The sequence below is a fragment of the Jeotgalibacillus sp. ET6 genome, from assembly GCF_029667115.1.
Classification (GTDB): Bacteria; Bacillota; Bacilli; order Bacillales; family Jeotgalibacillaceae; genus Jeotgalibacillus.
Window position 1 is genome coordinate 471,280 of sequence record NZ_JARUIU010000001.1, and the last position, 18,632, is coordinate 489,911.

The 18,632-nt window shown below is 41.4% G+C and carries 19 protein-coding genes; 2 read left to right on the forward strand and 17 right to left on the reverse strand.

Annotated elements, in window-relative coordinates; genetic code table 11:
* The 11 genes from P6709_RS02390 to P6709_RS02440 all read right to left on the reverse strand — a co-directional run bounded on the left by P6709_RS02390 (position 1) and on the right by P6709_RS02440 (position 10,815).
* On the reverse strand, positions 1-1,134 hold the full coding sequence (locus P6709_RS02390) for a conserved virulence factor C family protein (protein ID WP_278239281.1): 1,134 nt from the start codon (positions 1,132-1,134) through the stop codon (positions 1-3).
* Between the two features lie 70 nt (positions 1,135-1,204).
* Positions 1,205-3,073 (reverse strand): ABC-F family ATP-binding cassette domain-containing protein, encoded by a 1,869-nt coding sequence (locus tag P6709_RS02395; protein WP_278239282.1) that lies wholly within the window; start codon positions 3,071-3,073, stop codon positions 1,205-1,207.
* On the reverse strand, positions 3,045-3,722 hold the full coding sequence (locus tag P6709_RS02400; RefSeq protein ID WP_278239283.1) for an HD domain-containing protein: 678 nt from the start codon (positions 3,720-3,722) through the stop codon (positions 3,045-3,047). The genes P6709_RS02395 and P6709_RS02400 overlap by 29 nt, the downstream gene beginning before the upstream one ends.
* A complete protein-coding gene (locus P6709_RS02405; RefSeq protein ID WP_278239284.1) occupies positions 3,719-4,231 on the reverse strand; it encodes a hypothetical protein in 513 nt (170 codons plus the stop codon). Before P6709_RS02405 ends, P6709_RS02400 begins: the two co-directional genes overlap by 4 nt.
* Positions 4,232-4,302: 71 nt before the next feature.
* Positions 4,303-5,988: a formate--tetrahydrofolate ligase gene (locus P6709_RS02410; RefSeq protein ID WP_278239285.1), complete on the reverse strand. Its 1,686-nt coding sequence runs from the start codon at positions 5,986-5,988 to the stop codon at positions 4,303-4,305.
* Between the two features lie 148 nt (positions 5,989-6,136).
* Positions 6,137-6,811, reverse strand: a complete 675-nt coding sequence (locus tag P6709_RS02415) for a class I SAM-dependent methyltransferase (RefSeq protein ID WP_278239286.1) — start codon at positions 6,809-6,811, stop codon at positions 6,137-6,139.
* A gap of 56 nt (positions 6,812-6,867) precedes the next feature.
* A complete protein-coding gene (mntR, locus tag P6709_RS02420) occupies positions 6,868-7,287 on the reverse strand; it encodes a transcriptional regulator MntR (RefSeq protein WP_278239287.1) in 420 nt (139 codons plus the stop codon).
* An 89-nt stretch (positions 7,288-7,376) separates the two neighbouring features.
* On the reverse strand, positions 7,377-8,249 hold the full coding sequence (locus tag P6709_RS02425; protein ID WP_278239288.1) for a metal ABC transporter permease: 873 nt from the start codon (positions 8,247-8,249) through the stop codon (positions 7,377-7,379).
* On the reverse strand, positions 8,246-9,148 hold the full coding sequence (locus P6709_RS02430) for a metal ABC transporter permease (RefSeq protein ID WP_278239289.1): 903 nt from the start codon (positions 9,146-9,148) through the stop codon (positions 8,246-8,248). Before P6709_RS02430 ends, P6709_RS02425 begins: the two co-directional genes overlap by 4 nt.
* The gene (locus tag P6709_RS02435) at positions 9,132-9,878 is read right to left on the reverse strand and encodes a metal ABC transporter ATP-binding protein (protein WP_278239290.1); all 747 of its coding nucleotides are present in this window, start codon (positions 9,876-9,878) and stop codon (positions 9,132-9,134) included. Before P6709_RS02435 ends, P6709_RS02430 begins: the two co-directional genes overlap by 17 nt.
* 1 nt (position 9,879) lies before the next feature.
* A complete protein-coding gene (locus tag P6709_RS02440; protein WP_278239291.1) occupies positions 9,880-10,815 on the reverse strand; it encodes a metal ABC transporter solute-binding protein, Zn/Mn family in 936 nt (311 codons plus the stop codon).
* A 283-nt stretch (positions 10,816-11,098) separates the two neighbouring features.
* Between P6709_RS02440 and cspD the strand changes: the two genes are divergently transcribed.
* A complete protein-coding gene (gene cspD, locus P6709_RS02445) occupies positions 11,099-11,299 on the forward strand; it encodes a cold-shock protein CspD (protein WP_278239292.1) in 201 nt (66 codons plus the stop codon).
* A 117-nt stretch (positions 11,300-11,416) separates the two neighbouring features.
* On the opposite strand, the gene P6709_RS02450 is transcribed toward cspD, so the two are convergent.
* Together P6709_RS02450 and P6709_RS02455 are read right to left on the reverse strand one after the other, a co-directional pair.
* Positions 11,417-11,593 (reverse strand): zinc-finger domain-containing protein, encoded by a 177-nt coding sequence (locus tag P6709_RS02450; protein WP_278239293.1) that lies wholly within the window; start codon positions 11,591-11,593, stop codon positions 11,417-11,419.
* 23 nt (positions 11,594-11,616) lie between these two features.
* Positions 11,617-12,270: a reverse transcriptase-like protein gene (locus P6709_RS02455; protein WP_278239294.1), complete on the reverse strand. Its 654-nt coding sequence runs from the start codon at positions 12,268-12,270 to the stop codon at positions 11,617-11,619.
* A 100-nt stretch (positions 12,271-12,370) separates the two neighbouring features.
* On the opposite strand from P6709_RS02455, the gene P6709_RS02460 reads away from it, so the two are divergent.
* Positions 12,371-12,760, forward strand: coding sequence for a reverse transcriptase-like protein (locus P6709_RS02460; RefSeq protein ID WP_278239295.1), 390 nt, complete (start codon positions 12,371-12,373; stop codon positions 12,758-12,760).
* Positions 12,761-12,797: 37 nt separating this feature from the next.
* Here P6709_RS02460 and P6709_RS02465 read toward each other — a convergent pair whose 3' ends face one another.
* The 4 genes from P6709_RS02465 to P6709_RS02480 all read right to left on the reverse strand — a co-directional run bounded on the left by P6709_RS02465 (position 12,798) and on the right by P6709_RS02480 (position 18,590).
* A complete protein-coding gene (locus P6709_RS02465; protein WP_278239296.1) occupies positions 12,798-13,064 on the reverse strand; it encodes a DUF6123 family protein in 267 nt (88 codons plus the stop codon).
* Positions 13,061-13,954, reverse strand: a complete 894-nt coding sequence (locus P6709_RS02470; protein ID WP_278239297.1) for a 5'-3' exonuclease — start codon at positions 13,952-13,954, stop codon at positions 13,061-13,063. Before P6709_RS02470 ends, P6709_RS02465 begins: the two co-directional genes overlap by 4 nt.
* 18 nt (positions 13,955-13,972) lie before the next feature.
* Entirely contained in the window at positions 13,973-14,821 is an 849-nt protein-coding gene (locus P6709_RS02475) for a sulfurtransferase (protein ID WP_278239298.1), read from the reverse strand.
* Positions 14,822-14,999: 178 nt separating this feature from the next.
* Positions 15,000-18,590, reverse strand: a complete 3,591-nt coding sequence (locus tag P6709_RS02480; protein WP_278239299.1) for a dynamin family protein — start codon at positions 18,588-18,590, stop codon at positions 15,000-15,002.
* Between the last annotated feature and the right edge of the window lie 42 nt (positions 18,591-18,632).

Consider the following 18,632-nt stretch of genomic DNA (forward strand, 5'->3'; position numbering starts at 1 on the left):
CTATAATCCTTGTTGTCTTGCAGCTGTCATTTGCTTCCAGACAGATCCCTTTGCTTCTTCTCCACCTTCGATCCGTTCAATCGCCATGAGTACTTGAAGTTTCACTTCAAATTCAGGATCATCCTTTGCTTCTTTTAGCGCAGGGAGTGAATTCATTGTTCCGGCTTCATATAAAAACATGGCAGCTCTCCAGCGTACAAGCTTGTTTTTATCCCTCAGCGCTTCCATCATTGCTTCTTCAGCTGCAGGAAAGCCAAGATCCGATAAACAGTCACCGGCAGTTCTTCTTACTGTAACAGTCCGATCTGATAATGCTTTATAAAGTGAAGGAAGGACACGTTCGTCTTCAATCATTCCCAAATAAACAACTGCCAGCCTTCTTACAGAAGGCTTCTCATCATCAAGCGCCGTGTTAAGAAGCGGCAGGTCGTCAAGAGTCGGCTCTGGCATCTGCTCAAGAAGCTGGTACCTTTCCTGCCAAGTGTCTGCAGCAAGGTACATGTCAACCGTTACAGGCTTTAACTCTCTTTTAGCTCTCTCTTCCCTGATATCCGCTTCTTTTGCAGCCGTTACGATTCCCTGCACTCTGCTTGAAGGATAAGAGGCTAATAATTCGTCCATTATGTCTTTTGCAATCTGATCAAAATCTCCGTATCTTACACCGTAATCCTTCCATTTTCTGAGAAGGACCACGTTGTCCCCATCTAGCTGAGCATCTGCCATAGCTGTTGTAAAATAGTCCGGCATTGCATACCTTTTTTCTTCATTGCCATCCGTTAGCTTAATTTGAATAGGGATTCCTTTGAACTGCAATACCTGAACCTGCACTTCTCCAAAATGCTCATTGACTTTTGTCTCATTTTCCTGTTCCTCACGTACTTCACCAAAAACTTCACGTACTTTCGGGAGAATTTCCTGCCAGTCCATTTTCGGGTGGCGTTCTACCGCAAGAAAATCAGCTACATGATAAATTCCTTTCACCCCATCAATCAACAGCAGGTTTTTAATTTTTTCAGGAGCACTTTCTGCTTCGTCTTTCTTGTAATTATTGCTTTTTCCTCCAGCCAATGCCTCATCTACAATAACTTTCATTGTATTTGGACTGGGAGTAGGCTCTATTGAAACGATTTTCATACAACCGCTCCTTCCATAAGTCTTTTTTGATAGTGTAACATACTCATTTCTTTCTTTCGAAAAGATCGCCTCATTCTGCAAACTCAGACAAGTAGTCCCAGCGTTCGATCAGCTGTTCAAGTTCCTCATTGGTTTTTTGCTGTTCTGCCATAATGCGTTCCGCTTTGTCAAAATCACTGCCTATTGTCTGCATCTCCTGATCAAGCGATTCAATCTTCTCTTCTGCCTGAGCGATTTTACTATCTATTTCTTCCCATTCTTTTTTTTCAAGGTAAGACAGCTTTTTCTTTTTTTTAGGCTCTTTACCTTCTATTTTTATGGGTTCTGCTTTTGCTTTCACGTTTTCCATTTCCCGTTTAAGATAAGAAGAATAATCCATCTGTATAAGTTCCACTTTACCCTCTGGCTTAAGCACCAGTAAATGTTCAGCTACTTTGTCCAGAAAGTACCGATCATGGGATACTGTGATAACTGCCCCCTGGAACTCCTCAATAAATTGTTCCAAAACGGTTAGAGTCTCTGTATCCAGATCGTTTGTTGGTTCATCGAGCAGCAGCACATTTGGCCTTTCCATTAACAAACGCAGAAGATACAATCTTCTTTTTTCACCGCCTGACAGTTTGTAGATCGGAGTTCCGTGAGTGGAAAGAGGAAACAAAAAGCGCTCCAGCATTTGAGCAGCCGACGCACTGCCTTCTTCTGTTTGAATGACTTCTGCGCCTTCCCGTATATACTCAATCATTCTTTGGCTGCCATCCATACCAGCGATTTCCTGTGAGAAATAAGCCAGCTTGACCGTTTGTCCAATATCCACCGTTCCCTGGTCAGGCTCAAGTCTTTTAGCAATAATGTTCAGCAATGTAGATTTTCCCGTGCCGTTCTTCCCGATAATTCCGATTCTTGAGGTTCTTTGAACGAGCAGATTTACGTCTTGAAATAACGTTCTTTCATTAAATCCTTTTGAAATGTTCTGCAGTTCTATGACACTCTTCCCTAACCTGCTTGAAGTCATCCCCATGGATAATTGATCGTTATTTGAGCTGGTCCCAACTTCCTGCTCGATGGTTTCAAATCGCTGGATTCTGGCTTTTTGCTTTGTCGTCCTTGCTTTAGCGCCTTTTCTCATCCAAGCCAATTCATTGCGGTATAAGCTCTTCATTTTCTGCATAGACTGCTGTTCTTCTTCTTCTCTTTGCGCCTTGGCTTCGATAAAGGACTGGTAATTTCCTTTATACGAAAAAGCTCTTCCCTGATCTATTTCAATCATTCTTGTGGAGACCTGATCCAAGAAATACCGGTCATGAGAAACGATAATGACAGAACCCGAGTATTTTCGTAAGAATTCCTCCAGCCAAAGGATGGCCTCATAGTCAAGATGGTTGGTCGGTTCATCCAGAAGCAGCAGATCAGGTGTCTCAATCAGAACTTTAGCAAGTGCCACTCTTTTTTTCTGGCCACCTGATAAAGTACCTACAACTGCACCTATATCGTGGACACCTAATTTTGAAAGGATAATTTTTGCCTGTGAATTTGCATCCCATGCATCTGCTTTATCCATTCCCTCCTGTGCCTTTAAAACACGCCGCTGCAGCTCATCTGATTGAGGATTCTTTTCATACTCGTCCATAATTTCTTCGTATTCTCTCATTTGCTGAATGACAGGAGCATTACTTTCGAAAACAGCATTCAACACGGTGAGCCCTTCTGCTAAATCCGGTTCCTGGGGTAAATACTGGATGCGGTAGTCATTTGGGTGCTTAAATGATCCGCTGTCAGCCCCGTCGATTCCTGCGATTAAACGCATTAGACTGGATTTACCTGTACCATTAATACCTATAAGACCGATCTTTTCATTCTCTGACACTACAAATGACAGATCACGAAATAACGTTTTCTCTCCATATGTTTTTTCAATGTTTTCCGCTGTCAGCTGTTTCATGCGGATCCCCCCATTCCTTTAAAAACTGTTTAACGAACTCTTCCATATACTTATGTCGATGATTGGCTGCTTTTTTACCGGAATCTGTCAGCATCAGATCTTTTAATTTCAGTAATTTTTCGTGAAAATGATTGATGACCGTCGATTTTTCTGTTCGATACGCTTCTTTGGTCATCTCATGTCTTACCTGGATTTTCTCGTCATGAAACCTTGAACCGATCGCACCACCATACGTAAACGCCCTTGCAATTCCGATTGCTCCCATCGCATCAAGACGGTCAGCGTCGCGAACAATAGCGGCTTCTATGGGAATCTGTTTCTGAGTACACCCTCCGCTATACGAAATGCATTGAACAGCCTCTAAAATAAATTTTAAATATTCGTCATCTAATTGTATTTGCTGCAAAACAGACTGAAGTGCTGATTGAGCCTCTTCTTGTGAAGAATAAAGCTTGTCATCCCCCACGTCATGTAAAAGAGCAATTAAGTCTACTGTCAGTTCATCTGAGCATCCTTCCTCTTTACATAGAAAAAGAGCCGTCCTCCTGACACGCTGGATATGATCCCAGTCATGTCCGGAGTGATCGCGCTCAAAAAAGGGCCGGATGCAGTTTTCTGCCGCAGCTATATGTTCAGGCAATAGTTTCATCGTTTTTTCCCTGTGCTGAGCAAGTCTGTTGTCTCAATGGTATAATACACCATTTCCTCTACATCTCTCAGCATATCCTCTGTAATCGTCCTGTCGAACTCTATTGTCATTTCACATATTGGGTCCATTCGATTAGACGAAATTGTCCTAAGCTCGCAGCATCTTTCCTGCCCCCACTGCCCCTTGAATATCTCCAGCTCCTGCGAACTCCAGGATGTTCCCTTTTTGCGATAGGTAATGGAGATCACCGCCCCTGCAAATTTTTCATGATCTCCATGATCACCAGGAAGCAGCTCAACAGCCAGTTTTTTTAAATCTGCTTTTAAGCTCATTTCAGCCTCTATCGAATTTTCAACAGAATAAAATGTGATTGCATAAGCCCTGTTAAGTGAAGCTATATCAATTAAGTCAGCACGATTTGTGATCGTAATAGTGCCATCAAGATCACGGTCATAAATCGTGCCTTCCAATACTGTTTTCAAATTATCAAATGCGGTCGGATCAAACAACCGGAACACCTTCTTTTAATCGATTTGTTCCATCTTACCATACGAATGGTTACCCGCACTTTTTTGTGTGTTTAAAAGAGTCCTTCTGCCCTGCCGTCTTTGTCAACATCCATCTTAAGTGCGGCGGGTTCTTTCGGAAGACCGGGCATCGTCATGACATTGCCTGTAAGAGCAACAATAAAACCTGCACCAATTTTGGGGATAAGATCCCTGATCGTTATGGTGAAATCTTCTGGTCTGCCGAGCAATGCCGCATCGTCTGAAAGTGAATATTGGGTTTTAGCCATACATACCGGGAGTGATCCCCAGCCGAATTTCTCAAATTGCTGGATTTGCTTTTCTGCTTTTGAAGAAAAAACAACTCCTTTTGCCCCGTAAACATTGACGGCAATTGTATTCATTTTTTCTTTTAGGGAATCACTTAAAGAATAAATAGGGGTAAAGGATTGGCTGGATTCCATCGCTTTTAATACTTCTCCAGCAAGCTCTTTTCCTCCTTCGCTTCCTTTCCCCCACACTTCAGTTAATCCGTATGGGACCTGATGCATATTGCACCAGTTTGAAAGAAGTTCAATTTCCTCTGCTGTGTCTGTGTGAAAGCGGTTGATCGCGACTACAAAAGGCAAATTAAATGATTGGATGGTTTCAATATGTTTTTTTAAGTTAGCCAGCCCATCTTCAAGAGCTTGCGTATTTTCGACCGTCAAATTCTTTTTTTCCATGCCTCCATGCATTTTCAAAGCTCGAATTGTGGCGACAATGACAACCGCATCCGGGGTTTTTTCGATTGCTTTTGTTTTTATGTTAAGAAATTTTTCTGCTCCTAAATCCGCTCCAAAACCTGCCTCAGTTACCACATAATCCGCGAGCTTAAGTGCAGTTTTTGTTGCCATCACAGAGTTGCAGCCATGAGCGATATTTGCAAACGGCCCACCATGAACAAGTGCAGGTGTCTGCTCTATTGTTTGTACAAGATTCGGTTTTAACGCATCCTTTAACAGAAGTGTCAATGCACCTTCCACACGAAGATTCCCGACGGTTACAGGCTCTTTGTCATAGGTGTAGCCCACGACAATTAAGGAAAGTCTTTTCTTAAGATCTTCCAGGTCAGCTGCTAAACAGAGGATGGCCATAATTTCTGAAGCAACCGTGATATCAAAGCCATCTTCTCTTGGCACACCCTGTACGGCGCCCCCGAGACCCACTATGATATTTCTTAAAGCACGGTCATTAATATCCATAACACGTTTCCAGATAATTCTTCTCGGATCGATATTCAACTCATTTCCCTGGTGAATATGGTTGTCTATAAACGCAGCAAGCGCATTATTGGCAGAGGTAATGGCATGAATGTCGCCGGTAAAATGAAGATTAATATCCTCCATCGGAAGAACCTGGGCATAGCCTCCGCCGGTAGCTCCTCCTTTGACTCCCATAACCGGGCCTAATGAGGGCTCCCGCATTGCTATCATTGTGTTTTTGCCAAGTTTTTTCAACGCATCTCCCAGTCCGACTGTCACCGTAGATTTTCCTTCTCCGGCAGGGGTCGGGTTAATCGAAGTAACCAGGATTAACTTTCCCTCTTTAGCTGTTTGGACACGCCGTATCGCATCAAAACCGATTTTAGCCTTGAATTTTCCATATAACTCAAGATCTTCATCGTTTAAGCCAATTTGATTTGCAACTTGGATAATCGGCTGCATCTTTGAACGCTGGGCAATTTCAATATCAGACGGAACTGTTTTGTTTATTGTCATGGTAACCCTCCATCATATATGTACTTTTATCATCATATCACGAATAGAAATGGCACTGTTTTAAGTAGCTGCTAAACATTGGATTACTTCTGTCTATTTAAGCTATGCTTTTTTAAAACCGTACGCAACGGCAGCTTTCATTCTATTTTTACTTTTCATAAATAAAAAGAGTGAAAAACGTTAAACTCTGCTTTAATTGCTTGCTCAAACCCTCTTTATTTACATGAATGGCTTCATTTTTGTATACGTGAACTTCATCAAGATAAGTCCAATTCAATTGAGCAGCAATCCCTTGAAATTCCCACGGCATCATCGTGTTACATATAGAATGACCATCAATCAGCCGATTAAAACTGTTTGCGCGGGGTGCAGCTGTCGGCCCTAAAATGGCGATAAAAATTTTGCCTTTTTCAGAAAGAAGCGAATGAATGGTTTTTAACGCTTCATACGGGTTTTCCATCCACTCCAATGAATTGATACACATGGCGCCGTCAAAAGACCCATGTTTAAACTTAATATCTTCAACCCTGCCTTCCAGATATCGAACCTTCGTATGTGAATTTTGATGGTTTGCATATTGAATCATTTCTTTCGAAGGATCAATGCCGGTCACCTCATATCCGCTATCTCCCAGCAGCCTGGAACCAACGCCATCACCGCACCCGATATCCAGTATGGATGATCCTTGAGACAAAAATTCTTGAACTGCAGGAAGAACAGATTTTCTGCTGCCCTGCGTCCACATCGTGAAGGATTTTTTGTGCCACTCCTCCGCTTTTTCATCCCATTGAATCCGTGACTGCTCTTTCCAGCGTTCATTCATATCTATCACTCCTTTTAAGAAAATGTTAAAAAACCTCCCGGGTCTGGGAGGCTCTGTTAAAGTTCTTCTTTTTCCTGAAGACTTCTTAATTCTTCAATCAGCTCAGGGCGGTTTTCAAACATTTGCACTAAATCACCGATTCTGTCAATTGAATTCCAGCTGAGGTGATGCTCAATTCCTTCTACGTCAATATAGATATTTTCATCCTTAACTCCGATGATCTGTAAGAATTGTTCAAGAAGCTCGTGTCTGTAGACAAGGCGCTTGCCAATTTTCGTTCCTTTTTTAGTCAATACCAGTCCTCTGTACTTTTCATAAACTAAATATTCATCTTTATCCAGTTTTTGTACCATTTTGGTGACCGAGGAAGGATGGACAGATAATGCATCAGCTATATCTGAAACACGGGCGTATCCCTTGTTATCAATTAATAAATAGATTTGTTCAATATAATCCTCCATGCTTGGCGTTGGCATGTGGGGTTCCTCCTCATTCATCTCCAGCAAAAAAAGACGTGATCATTAAAAAGTTTACTATAAGGGAGGTGTGGACACAACTCGTTCCATTAAATTTCGCCAGGTTTGTGAAACCATTTCGCTAATTGACCGTGACGCGGACTAAATAAATAACTGAAAACAAACAGGATTCCAGTAGCAAAAGCCATTGAACCTGATATCGATGTATTCAGCCAAATGGCAATTCCATATCCCGCACAGCTTGATGCTGCTCCAATTACAGCACTGATGATCAACATCGTCAGCAGCTTATCCGTCCATAAATTCGCCGCAGCTGCAGGGGTAATAAGCATGGCAACAACCATTATTGCCCCAACTGCATCAAAAGCCGCAACGGTTGTGACAGAAACAAGTGTCATAAATACGTAGTGCATCAGCAGCACAGGAATTCCCAGACTGGCTGCAAGAGCAGGATCAAAGGTTGTCACTTTCCACTCTTTATAAAATAATGCAATCACTGCAATGACGATAATTGTTATGATCATTAACAATAGAGTCGCCTGAGGGATTTGACCGATTACAGGAAGATGAACCGTATTCCATGGGATAAAAGAGATTTCACCCATTAAGGCATGATTAACATCCAAGTGAACATTCCCTACCGAGGTCGAAATTAAAATCACGCCAATTGCAAAGAGGGTGGTAAAGACAACTCCAATTGCTGCATCACTGTGTATGCCGGTTGACTCAAACCATTGAACCAGCCACGCCGTCAGTAATCCTGCGAGCATTGCCCCAATCAGCATGCTTCCCCCATCGAGTGAGGAAGAAATTAAATAAGCGGATACAATCCCTAATAAAACCGTGTGGCTGATTGCATCTGCCATCATTGCCATCTTTCTTAAAATTAGTAATACCCCAACAAGACCGCAGCTGATTCCCACTAGAGAGCCTGTAAGGAGGATCCATGCTGTATAACTCATTTTTCATCCCCTCCACTCGTTCCGTCAGACTGCAGTGCAGTTTTATTAATATACCGCTTTAAATGGAACAACCCTTTTTCTGCTCCAAAAAACAGCGAGAGAATAAAGATCCCTGATGATGTAACCACAATAAAAGGTCCTGTAGGCAGATTGCTTTCCGAAGAGCTGATAAGCGTTCCAGCAGCTCCCGCAAATCCACCGAAAAAACCTGAAAGTAAAAACAGGATAAGCAATGAATGCGTCCAGTACCTTGCACTTAAAGCGGGGATGATTAAAAGAGCAGCCATAAGGATAACTCCCACAGCCTGGATGACGATTACAATAACAAGAACAAGTAAAAATGTATATAAGCTTGAAAACAGGTGAGCATTAATCCCCATCATATTGGCATGCTGAGGATCAAATAAGACGACTTTCCACTGCTTAAAAAATACAAAAATTAACAGCATGACTAGAAGTGCAAGCCCGCCCATCACATAGGTGTCAGACCTGACCATTGATGCAGCCTGCCCGAAAATAAAGCTGTCAAGTCCGCTTTGGCCCCCGCCTGACCGGTTGGCAATGGAGAGAAGCATAATCCCTCCCCCAAAGAATACGGACAGGATAATCCCCATTGCAGCGTCTCGTTTGATTCGTGTGCTTTGTTCAATCCCGTATATAAAAAAAGCAGCAATCAATCCGCTTATTCCTGCCCCAATAATCAGCACAGGCAGCTGTTTTTCGCCCGTAAGCAAAAAAGCCAGAATGACACCAGGAAGAGCTGCATGGGAAATCGCATCACTCATCAGCCCCTGCTGCCGTAAGTTGGACATGACTCCAACCATACCCGCCGCCATCCCAAGAAGAATGGTGGAAATAAAAACCCATTGAAAATTACTGCTTTCAAAGAGACTCAGCAATCTGATCACTTCCCATCCAATGGATTTCTCCTCCATATGTTTTTTTCAAAGATGTTTTTGTAAAAGTCTCTTCAGTCGGACCATAGGCAATCAACTGTTTATTTAACAGGAGAACATGATCAAAATAAGCAGGGACAGTCTGGAGGTCATGATGAACAACCAGCACGGTTTTTCCTTTGCTTTTGAGTTCCTTTAAAACAGAAATGATGGTTTTTTCGGTCTTTGCATCGACGCCCGCAAAAGGTTCATCCATGAAATACAGATCTGCATCCTGAACAAGCGCTCTTGCTAAAAATACTCTTTGCTGCTGACCGCCTGACAGCTGACTGATCTGCCTGTTGGCATACTCAGCCATGTTCACTTTTTCAAGCGCTTCAATCGCAAGCTTTCGATGTTTTTTTCCTGGATAGTGAAACCAACCGATCTGTCCGTACAAACCCATGGTTACAACGTCTAGAACATTTGTAGGGAAATCCCAGTCTACTGCTCCGCGCTGCGGAACATATCCAAGTCGATTTGTTAATTTTTTTTCTTTGCCATTAAAAAATTCGATAGAGCCTGTCATACGGGGCTGAAGTCCAAGAATCGCTTTAATCATAGTAGACTTGCCTGCACCATTGGGTCCCACAACCCCGGTAAGTGTTCCTTCTTCTATCGAAAAGGTAAGTGAGTCCAAAACAACTTTCTTTTGATAAGCAGATGATAAATTTTTAACAGAAAGGGCAGTCACTTTATTCACCATCCTCTTGCAAAGCTTTTGAAATTGTTTTTGCGTTATGAAGATACATTCCAATATAGGTGCCTTCTTCTGTTTCTTCTTCACCCATTGCATCTGAATACAATTCTCCACCAAGGCTCACTTTATGTCCTGACTGCTCAGCCCCTTGAATAACAGCTTGAATAGAGCGGTCACTAATGCTGCTTTCCACAAAAACAGATGGGATTTCACGTTCTGTAAGAAGATTAACCGTTTGCTGAATTTCATTTATTCCAACTTCGTCTTCGGTGCTTAAGCCTTGCAAACCGATGACTTCCAGGTCATGCATCCTTCCAAAGTACCCGAAAGCATCATGAGCCGTTACCAGCACTCTTTTTTCTTCGTCAATGCTTCCCATTAGATTCTCTGACTCTTCAATCAGACTGTCCAACTCCTCAAAGTAGGCATTTTTTTGATCCTCCAGCACTTCTTCATCTTCAGGCAGCAGTTCAATAAGCTCTGATGTGGCACTTTCTAATGCTTCTTTCCATAAAGGAACATCAAACCAAATATGTGGATCCACTACTTCGGGATTATCCGCATCAGTCAGCAGGTTTTCTTCTTCTACAGCTTCACCCAGTGCAAGAACAGGCTTTGAACCTGATATCTGCTCAAAAATTTCATCCATTTTCCCCTCTAAATGAAGCCCGTTGTAAAAAACGATGTCTGCTTCCTGCAGTGCATTGATGTCATTTTGAGTGGCCTGGTAGGAATGAGGGTCAACTCCAGGCCCCATTAATGACGTCACTTCCACAAGATCCCCTCCTATTTCGGAAACAGAGTCACCAATTTGAGAGGTTGTGGCCACTACCTTAACCGGACTTTCATCCGCTTGTTGTTCTTGATCACCACAGGCTGTCAGTAATCCCCCAATAAGCATCAAACCCATAGCCGCACTTTGTTTTTTCATTTTGAAAACTCCTCCTGCTGATAAAGTTAATAAGATTATATTGTTCATACACCAAAGTATTCACCTTAGTTATAAATGTTTCCTTAAGGCAACTTTAATTTATTTATCAGCTATTGTCAACCGAATTAATTAATTGAAAATTCAATCGTTTCTTGACGCTGCTTTTCCTTTTGATGTATAGTATACGTATCATGTATAGTCGGGCGATTTAGGCTCAGCGGGAACATGATAAAAAAAGGGCTTGGGCACGGTGCTGTGCTTCTTAGTATTAGGAGGATGTTACATGCAGAATGGCAAAGTAAAGTGGTTCAATAACGAAAAGGGATACGGTTTTCTTGAAATTGAAGGCGGGGAAGATGTTTTTGTGCACTTTACAGCTGTCCAGGGTGATGGCTACAAGTCACTTGAAGAAGGTCAGGAAGTATCATTCGACATAGTAGAAGGCAACCGGGGTCCTCAAGCAGCTAATGTGGTTAAGCTATAATTCCATCTTATATGTTAAAAAGCTGACGAATCGTTCGTCAGCTTTTTTTTCAGGCATATATGAATTTTGTAATAAACGTATATTGATCTGACGGCAGTACAGCTTTGACCCGCACTTTCAGGAAAGGTGCTTGCCATAACGCATAATTTTCTCACCTATGGTGCACTCCTGTATACAAAAGCGGTGTGCCCTTGTTTTGCCTCTTTCTATTCGGAGCTGTTTTTTTACTAAACAGTCCTTGCAGTAGGTTACAAACAGCTCATCCACTTCATCAATTACCTTTTTTCTTTCCAATCCATTCAGCTCCTTTCAAAAGATTATATCTCGGTTTTGCTTTTGATGACGGATCCCTCGAGAGCCTGGGCAGCCAATTTGTCCGCTTCTTTATTATCGTTTCTTCTGATCGCAGTAAAATCTGGCTGAACGGCTAACTTTGCCATTAAAGCCTCTATTTTATCCATCCATTTGTTTAATTCTTTTTCATAGCACGGCCACTCGCCGTTAAGCTGATTGATCACCACCAGGGAATCACCAAAAAGCTTAATTCTCTGATGAGTAACTCCAAGCTCAGCGCACAGCTGAATGCCTCTGTATAGGGCAGCATATTCTGATTCGTTATTGGAATGTAAATGGCTCAGAAGCAGGTTCTCACGCATTCTGAATTTCTTTTTGCCTTCTGTGTAAGTAAGAACGATTCCAGTACCCGCCATTTGACTGACAGGATTAAAACTTCCATCAAAATAAAGCTGAACATCTTTGATTTGATCCTCTTCTTTAGTCAGAAGTTTTTTATACTCTTTCAGGGTCCACGTCTGACCCATGTCGTCTTCAATTTTCAGTTCTTTCATTCTCCCTGTTTTTTCTAAATCCTGGATCATTTTAAGTGAGACATCTTCATGAATCCAGTCAGATGAAAAAGCAACGGAAGGAAGGGTCGGGTGCTTGTAGTCAAAATGAAGCTTGATCTCCATAATCGTCTCCTTTCCTGACACTCGCTATTCCTTCATTCTACTCCGATATTGTTCCCCTATGCAAGTAAGGCTATAATAAGTAAATAAAGGAGGGTTCCACTTGATTGAGTTATTTATAGACGGGGCAAGTGCCGGCAGCCCGGGTAAAAGCGGTGCAGGCGTTTTTATAAAAAATGGCCAAAACTCTCAAAGGCACTCGATTCCCCTTGGTGAATTATCCAATCATGAAGCAGAGTTTGAAGCCTTAATTCATGGCCTGACCTTATGCCTTCCCCTGAAAGATCATATTATTTCATGTAAATCAGATTCACAGGCTGTCATCGGTGCCGTTGAAAAGCAGTTTATACGAAACAAACAGTATGCTCATTATCTAAAAAAAATCACGGATCTTACAGATCAATTCCCTTTATTTTTTATAAAGTGGATCCCAAGCAAAGAAAATAAAGTAGCAGATGAGCTAGCAAGAAAAGCCATCTTTCTCAACGAATAAAATCCCTCCGCTCTTTTTAGCCGCGGAGGGATTTTACTTAAATTGAAATTCCTTTTTTTCTGAAATGATCCTCTATTTTATTGCGGGAAGTAAGATTCGATTGCGTAATTTCCTCCAGCACCGACATATAAAATCCTGAATCAAAACGGTGCTGCAGTTTCAATGTTACTTCAATCGCAGCCTGCACGTTTGAATCAGCGGCATCTGTGTATTTTTTCCCGAAGTAAATAAATTTTATTGCATCATCATCCAATTTAAATCCTTTCGTATGCAAGTCAGCCAGAAAGTTCTCCAGTGAGGTCATGCCTGACTTCCTGCAAAAGAGCTGTAGCTGTCCAAAAAGCGCCGGACCGTTTTCAGCTCATGTAAATCAATTACTTCATGAACAGCACCAGGAACGCCCGTCCATTTATTGTAAATGATGTCAGGGAGAGGAACCTCGCAGTGAATCGCTGCAAGTTTTCTGGAAAGATGGAGCATGTCCATATCCATCTCGATTTTTTTCTGTTGAGATGGAGTGAGCAAATGAAGATTTTCAATGATGCCGTCAATGGATTGATGATCCCGAATTAATTTAAAAGCCGTTTTCTCTCCAATCCCTTTCACACCAGGGTATCCGTCGCTCGAATCTCCCATGAGTCCTTTAACGTCAATAAACTGAGAGGGTGTAATGCCGTATTCATCTGTGAATCTTGAATGCGTAAAACGGCTGTATTCTCCGTACCCTTTTTTGACCAGCCACACTTCGACATGATCATTTAATAGCTGGAGAAGGTCTTTATCCCCGCTGACAATGCTGATTTTTGTTTCTTCATCAGCCTGTTGTGCAATGGTCCCAATGCAGTCATCTGCTTCATAACCGGACACGCCGATATTTGCAAATGAAAAGTGGGCTGCAATTTCTTTAACCAAATCGAATTGTGGAATCAATTCAATTGGAGCAGCCTGCCGATTAGCTTTATATTGTTCATAGACCTCGTTTCGGAAGGTTTGCTGCCCCATGTCCCAGCAGACGGTTACATGAGTGGGCTGAACCTGCTCGATTGCTGTCAGTGAATGCCTTAAAAACCCTTGAATTGCATTTGTCGGATTGCCATGACGGTTGATCATAAATTGATTGGAAATTGCCGTAGCAAAAAAAGATCGAAACAGTAATGCCATTCCATCGATTAAAAGAATATGTTTTTGATGCATGCCTTGCTCCTTTCACACTTACTTTTTAAAATGAGTTGAATCTCCCAATTCAATTTCATTGTCGTCGTAGGAAACCCAGTCACTATAACTTCCAGGGTATAGTTTTACGTTTTCAAAGCCCGCCTGCTTCAGGGCAATAAAATTGGGGACAGCTGTTACTCCGCTTCCGCAATAGACAACAATCGGCCGGTCTTTTTCCCAATCTGAAAAGCGGTTTGCCTGTTCAGTATCCTTCAGAAAAAAACCTTCATGAAGACTATCCATCCAATCTCTGTGTATCGCTCCGGGAATATGGCCTGCAACTCTGTCAATTGGTTCATTTTGACCAATATACCGGTCATAGGAACGCGAATCGATTAAGATGGAAGTGGACTGACCTTTTACGATTTGTTTAATTTCCTCTATATCTGTCTGCCATTCTTCTTTTACATTTAAAGAAAATGTTCCGGCTGCAGGAGACGGGACCTCAGTGGACAGAGGGAGTCCCTGCGCCATCCATTCTTTAAAGCCTCCATTTAAAATAAAGACATTTTCCAGACCATAATAGCGCAAAAGCCACCATAGCCGGGCTGCAAAAGCGCCTTCTCCTCCATCGTAGACGACAACGGTGGAGTGATTAGAGATACCGGCACGCTCCGCCGTTTTTAAAAATGCTTCTTTTGAAGGGAGAGGGTGGCGCCCCCCATGTTTTTGAGGAAGACCGGATAAATCATTGTTCAAATGAAAGTAAACCGCACCAGGAAGATGACCTTCGCGGTATTGTTCCCATCCGGAATCTGGTTCTGACAAAGAAAATCTGCAATCTGCTAGCACTATATTGTCCTCCAAATTGTCCATCAGCCATGCTGCTGTCACAGTAAAAGCCATGATCGTTACCCCCCTTGTTTATCTATTAATTTTTTTATATGGGATTTTGGTTCCCAGCAGTTAAACTTATAATCCGGCCTTGTTTCAAAACCGAGCCGGCTGCAGCGGTAGCTCATTCCACTTTCTAATTTTAAAGCTTCAAAATGCACACAGGTGGCACAAGCATGAAAATCCCTGCTCATATAACGAAACTCCTTTTATGGATAGCCTCTAATGACTTTTTCCATTCCTCCATCACTTCCTGAGATTGATACCCGCTCAGCTGACCTTCTATTTGCTCGAAAAGATCTTCTCTCCATCTAGTATACAGTTCTTTTCCGGCGGCGGAAAGATGAAGGTCTATCCAATTCTCTATTCTTGCTTTTTGATCAGATAAGAGCTTTTTCCCTTCTCTTTTTAATCGTTCTTCTAAAAGCTCTCTGATGATTTGCTTTTGATTTTTTTCAAAGAACAGTTTCGTGTTTTTAAATGCTGAGAGTTCTTTTTTAAAATCTGATGGTTCAAATTCGGTAAACATCGGAGAAAATGATAGAAGCTCCATATCCTCTATCTTCAAAGAAGGCTTTAACTCATCTGGCAAAATGGTCTCAACTGTGCTCCACTCCAGTTCCAGCTGTTCTTTTAATTGTCTTTGAATATATTGAGCTATCCTGTGATTCACTACCTTTAATTCCTGAGAAAAATCATAGCCCAGGCTATTTAAAAGTGAACTCATTGCTTTGTTCAGCGCCTTTGAAGCCGCATAATCAACAAATAAAGTCGGATGAAAAGATTCCTTGAAAAAATCAGTAAATCGAAAAAACACACGCTGCTCCATGTAGATAAATAATTCATCCAGCTCCTGATTAATGCGGGAATGAACGCCATTTAATTCAGGCTGGCCAAATTGTTCTGCAATTTTTTCTTTTGCCTGTTTAAGCTGATCTATTTTAAGCTCCTTTTGAATCGAGTCCTGTTCAGCATTTTCAATTAGTTTTTCAAGTTGAAGAACCGTTTTCCCTGTGTTTACCTGAGCGGTTTTTACAGCCATCCCTAATAAATCATCCTCTAAAAAAGAGTGAAATGATTGATTAAATGCATCAATTCCTGACTTCTTTGTTTCGGATGGTCTGCTGCTGATTGCCTGCTGACTGGAAACGCCAAAAATACGTGGATGCCGTATGCCGAAATTTATCAGCTGATTTTTCATATACGTTATGACCTGATCTTTTTCTTCCTCTGTTTCCGCAAGATCGACGGCATTAACAATGAAAAACATCTTATCAAGCTCAAAGCTATCTTTAACTCTTCCAAGCTGAATAAGAAATTCTCTGTCTGCTCTGGCAAAAGCATGATTATAATACGTGACGAACAGCACTGCGTCTGCACGGCGGATATATTCAAAAGAAACATCGGTATGCCGTGCGTTTATAGAATCAGCTCCTGGTGTATCAACAATCGTGACTCCTTTATCAGAAATGGCGGATTCCAGATAATAATCGATTGCTTCGACAAAGCAGGATTGTTCTTCCTTGGCTACATAGTCTTCAAATTGAGATTGATCAACCTGAAGTTCTGAATTAAGATGATTTTTTAAATGCGGCCAGCCCGAATGAAAAGCTTTAAGAAAGTTTATTTTCGCATCCATACTGGTTTCTTTTTTCTCACATGCTTCCGGTACTTTTTCATATGCTTGCTCAAGGCTTTGCGGATTCATTTCAAGTTCGCGGAAGATAAGCTGCAGATCTTCAAGCAAATCCCTTTCCTTTTTAAAATAGACTTTAACCGTCCCATTTGGAAAAGACGCTGATGCAGGTTTAATTCGATTAATAGACGCCGTCGTTGGATTAGGTGAGACAGGAAGTGCTTTACTTCCAAGCAAAGCGTTGGCAAATGATGATTTACCCGCACTGAATGCTCCAAAAAGAGCAATTGTAAAATCTTTGTTTTGGATCTTATCCATACTGGTTAAAAGATGCTCATGCTGTCTGTTGAACCCTTTTAGATCTGCAATTTCTTTTGCTGTAACCTCAAGATTGTGGAGAACACGAGCCTCGTCAGGTGCCTCATCTGTACGCTTTTCTTCGGATGATTGATTGATAGTCGATTTTTCATCTGAAGTCTCCTGAAACGTATTTAAGTCAGAAACCTGAGTCATGTTGTTCCTTTCCATTTCCCATTCATTTATCCATGATGCAATCTTCCCGCTCTCCTGAGACGGTTGAAGTGTCTTAAGGCGTTTAAGCTGATCTTCTATTTTTATAATCGTTCTAAGAGCATTTGCCTTTTGAAGAATAACCGTCGATTTCGATTCGGATCCACCTAAATTATTCTCTATCTCATCAGAATGTCTTTGAAGAATCTTTTTCTTTATTTCCTCAATCCTCTGTTTCGCCTGTTTTTGAATATGATCAGATAAATCGCTGCAATAATTCAGAAGTGCTTCACCATTTATTTCTGCACCCGGTTTTATTCTGCTGTGAACAAACGAGGCATCTATTTTAAAACTTAGCAGCTCGATATCTTCCTCAATCTCCCGGTCTTTTATGCCTGCATCTTTTAAAAATGAATGGCAGATGTTTTTTAAATGCCAGTCAAGCTGTTGAACGACCGTCTTGTTTAAAAGATGGACAAAATCTTTTTCCCGTCTCGCTTTTTCTTCTGCTGTTTTCTTCGATGAAAAGAAAAGCCCCATTTTAAATGACTGTTCGTTGGCTTCTAAATACCGCCCTGCTTTTTCTCTGACATCAGAGGGCATTAAATAAGCTGATTGAATTACCTGATCTCTCTTTTTATTAAATTTGTGTTCCCAGTCATCAATCGTAAATACCTGATCTTTATTTTTAAATTCTTTTTCAGCTTCCAGTATTTCTTCCCGGCTTCCCGGTTTTTTTAACGATAAAAAATCCTCATATGTATCCATCATTTGATCAAGCTGATCTGTTAAAAATGACTCATGCTCCCTCTTTAGCAATTCGAGTGAGGATGCTGCAGTGCGGATCATCATTTTGTCTTTGTTTTCGATTATTTTATCAATTTCTGTTCGTATATTGCTTAACTGATTAAAGGGGTGGCTGTGTTCTTTTAAAGAGGTGTAATAAAATGCATGAGGATAAGCCCCTCCTGCTCTAAACGCCTCTTCATTTAGTTTTTTATAGGTTTCAAATGAAAGCTCTTCTTCATTATGTTTGTCGATTTGATTCACGATGGCATGAACCGGTCGATAGGCAGACATACTCCGGATCCAGTCAAAATTCAGCTGTGATTGAACATGGTTATAATCCATAACGTAAAAGATCAGATCAGCAATATGTATAGCTGAATCGGTCGCTTGTTTATGAAGATCATCCACTGAATCTATTCCAGGAGTATCTAAAACTGTCACACCCTGAGGAACGGATGAATGCTCTCTATAGATATCAATCCTTTTAATATCCTGCCCGTTCCTGCCAAGCTTCAGAATAGATGACTCATCTAAAGGGGGCATGAGCTGAATTTTCTTTTCATCAAGCAAAGTCAGGATTACATTTTTTGATTCTCCTGTATGAATCGCCACCAGATTCGCGCTTGTAGGAATAGGACTTGATGGAAGAAGGTTTTCTCCCATAAGTGAATTGATCATCGCCGATTTTCCTGCAGAAAAATGACCACAAAACCCCACAACCAATTCATTATTATATAGCTTGTGAGCTAAACGTTTCGTCTTTTGAGCAGTAATATCATCCTGATGATTCGTACATAGTAACCAGAATTGGGCTAACTGATTTAAAATATCATTTTTTTCTTCCATTTATACCGCTTCCATTCTTCTCTTTATACTATTTGTTTATAG

Coding starts and splice junctions, on each gene's coding strand:
- P6709_RS02390 (WP_278239281.1), bottom strand. CDS start 1,134: ATGAAAATCGTTTCAATAGAGCCTACTCCCAGTCCAAATACAATGAAA.
- P6709_RS02395 (WP_278239282.1), bottom strand. CDS start 3,073: ATGAAACAGCTGACAGCGGAAAACATTGAAAAAACATATGGAGAGAAA.
- P6709_RS02400 (WP_278239283.1), bottom strand. CDS start 3,722: ATGAAACTATTGCCTGAACATATAGCTGCGGCAGAAAACTGCATCCGG.
- P6709_RS02410 (WP_278239285.1), bottom strand. CDS start 5,988: ATGACAATAAACAAAACAGTTCCGTCTGATATTGAAATTGCCCAGCGT.
- P6709_RS02415 (WP_278239286.1), bottom strand. CDS start 6,811: ATGAATGAACGCTGGAAAGAGCAGTCACGGATTCAATGGGATGAAAAA.
- mntR (WP_278239287.1), bottom strand. CDS start 7,287: ATGCCAACGCCAAGCATGGAGGATTATATTGAACAAATCTATTTATTA.
- P6709_RS02425 (WP_278239288.1), bottom strand. CDS start 8,249: ATGAGTTATACAGCATGGATCCTCCTTACAGGCTCTCTAGTGGGAATC.
- P6709_RS02440 (WP_278239291.1), bottom strand. CDS start 10,815: ATGAAAAAACAAAGTGCGGCTATGGGTTTGATGCTTATTGGGGGATTA.
- cspD (WP_278239292.1), top strand. CDS start 11,099: ATGCAGAATGGCAAAGTAAAGTGGTTCAATAACGAAAAGGGATACGGT.
- P6709_RS02455 (WP_278239294.1), bottom strand. CDS start 12,270: ATGGAGATCAAGCTTCATTTTGACTACAAGCACCCGACCCTTCCTTCC.
- P6709_RS02465 (WP_278239296.1), bottom strand. CDS start 13,064: ATGACCTCACTGGAGAACTTTCTGGCTGACTTGCATACGAAAGGATTT.
- P6709_RS02470 (WP_278239297.1), bottom strand. CDS start 13,954: ATGCATCAAAAACATATTCTTTTAATCGATGGAATGGCATTACTGTTT.
- P6709_RS02475 (WP_278239298.1), bottom strand. CDS start 14,821: ATGGCTTTTACTGTGACAGCAGCATGGCTGATGGACAATTTGGAGGAC.
- P6709_RS02480 (WP_278239299.1), bottom strand. CDS start 18,590: ATGGAAGAAAAAAATGATATTTTAAATCAGTTAGCCCAATTCTGGTTA.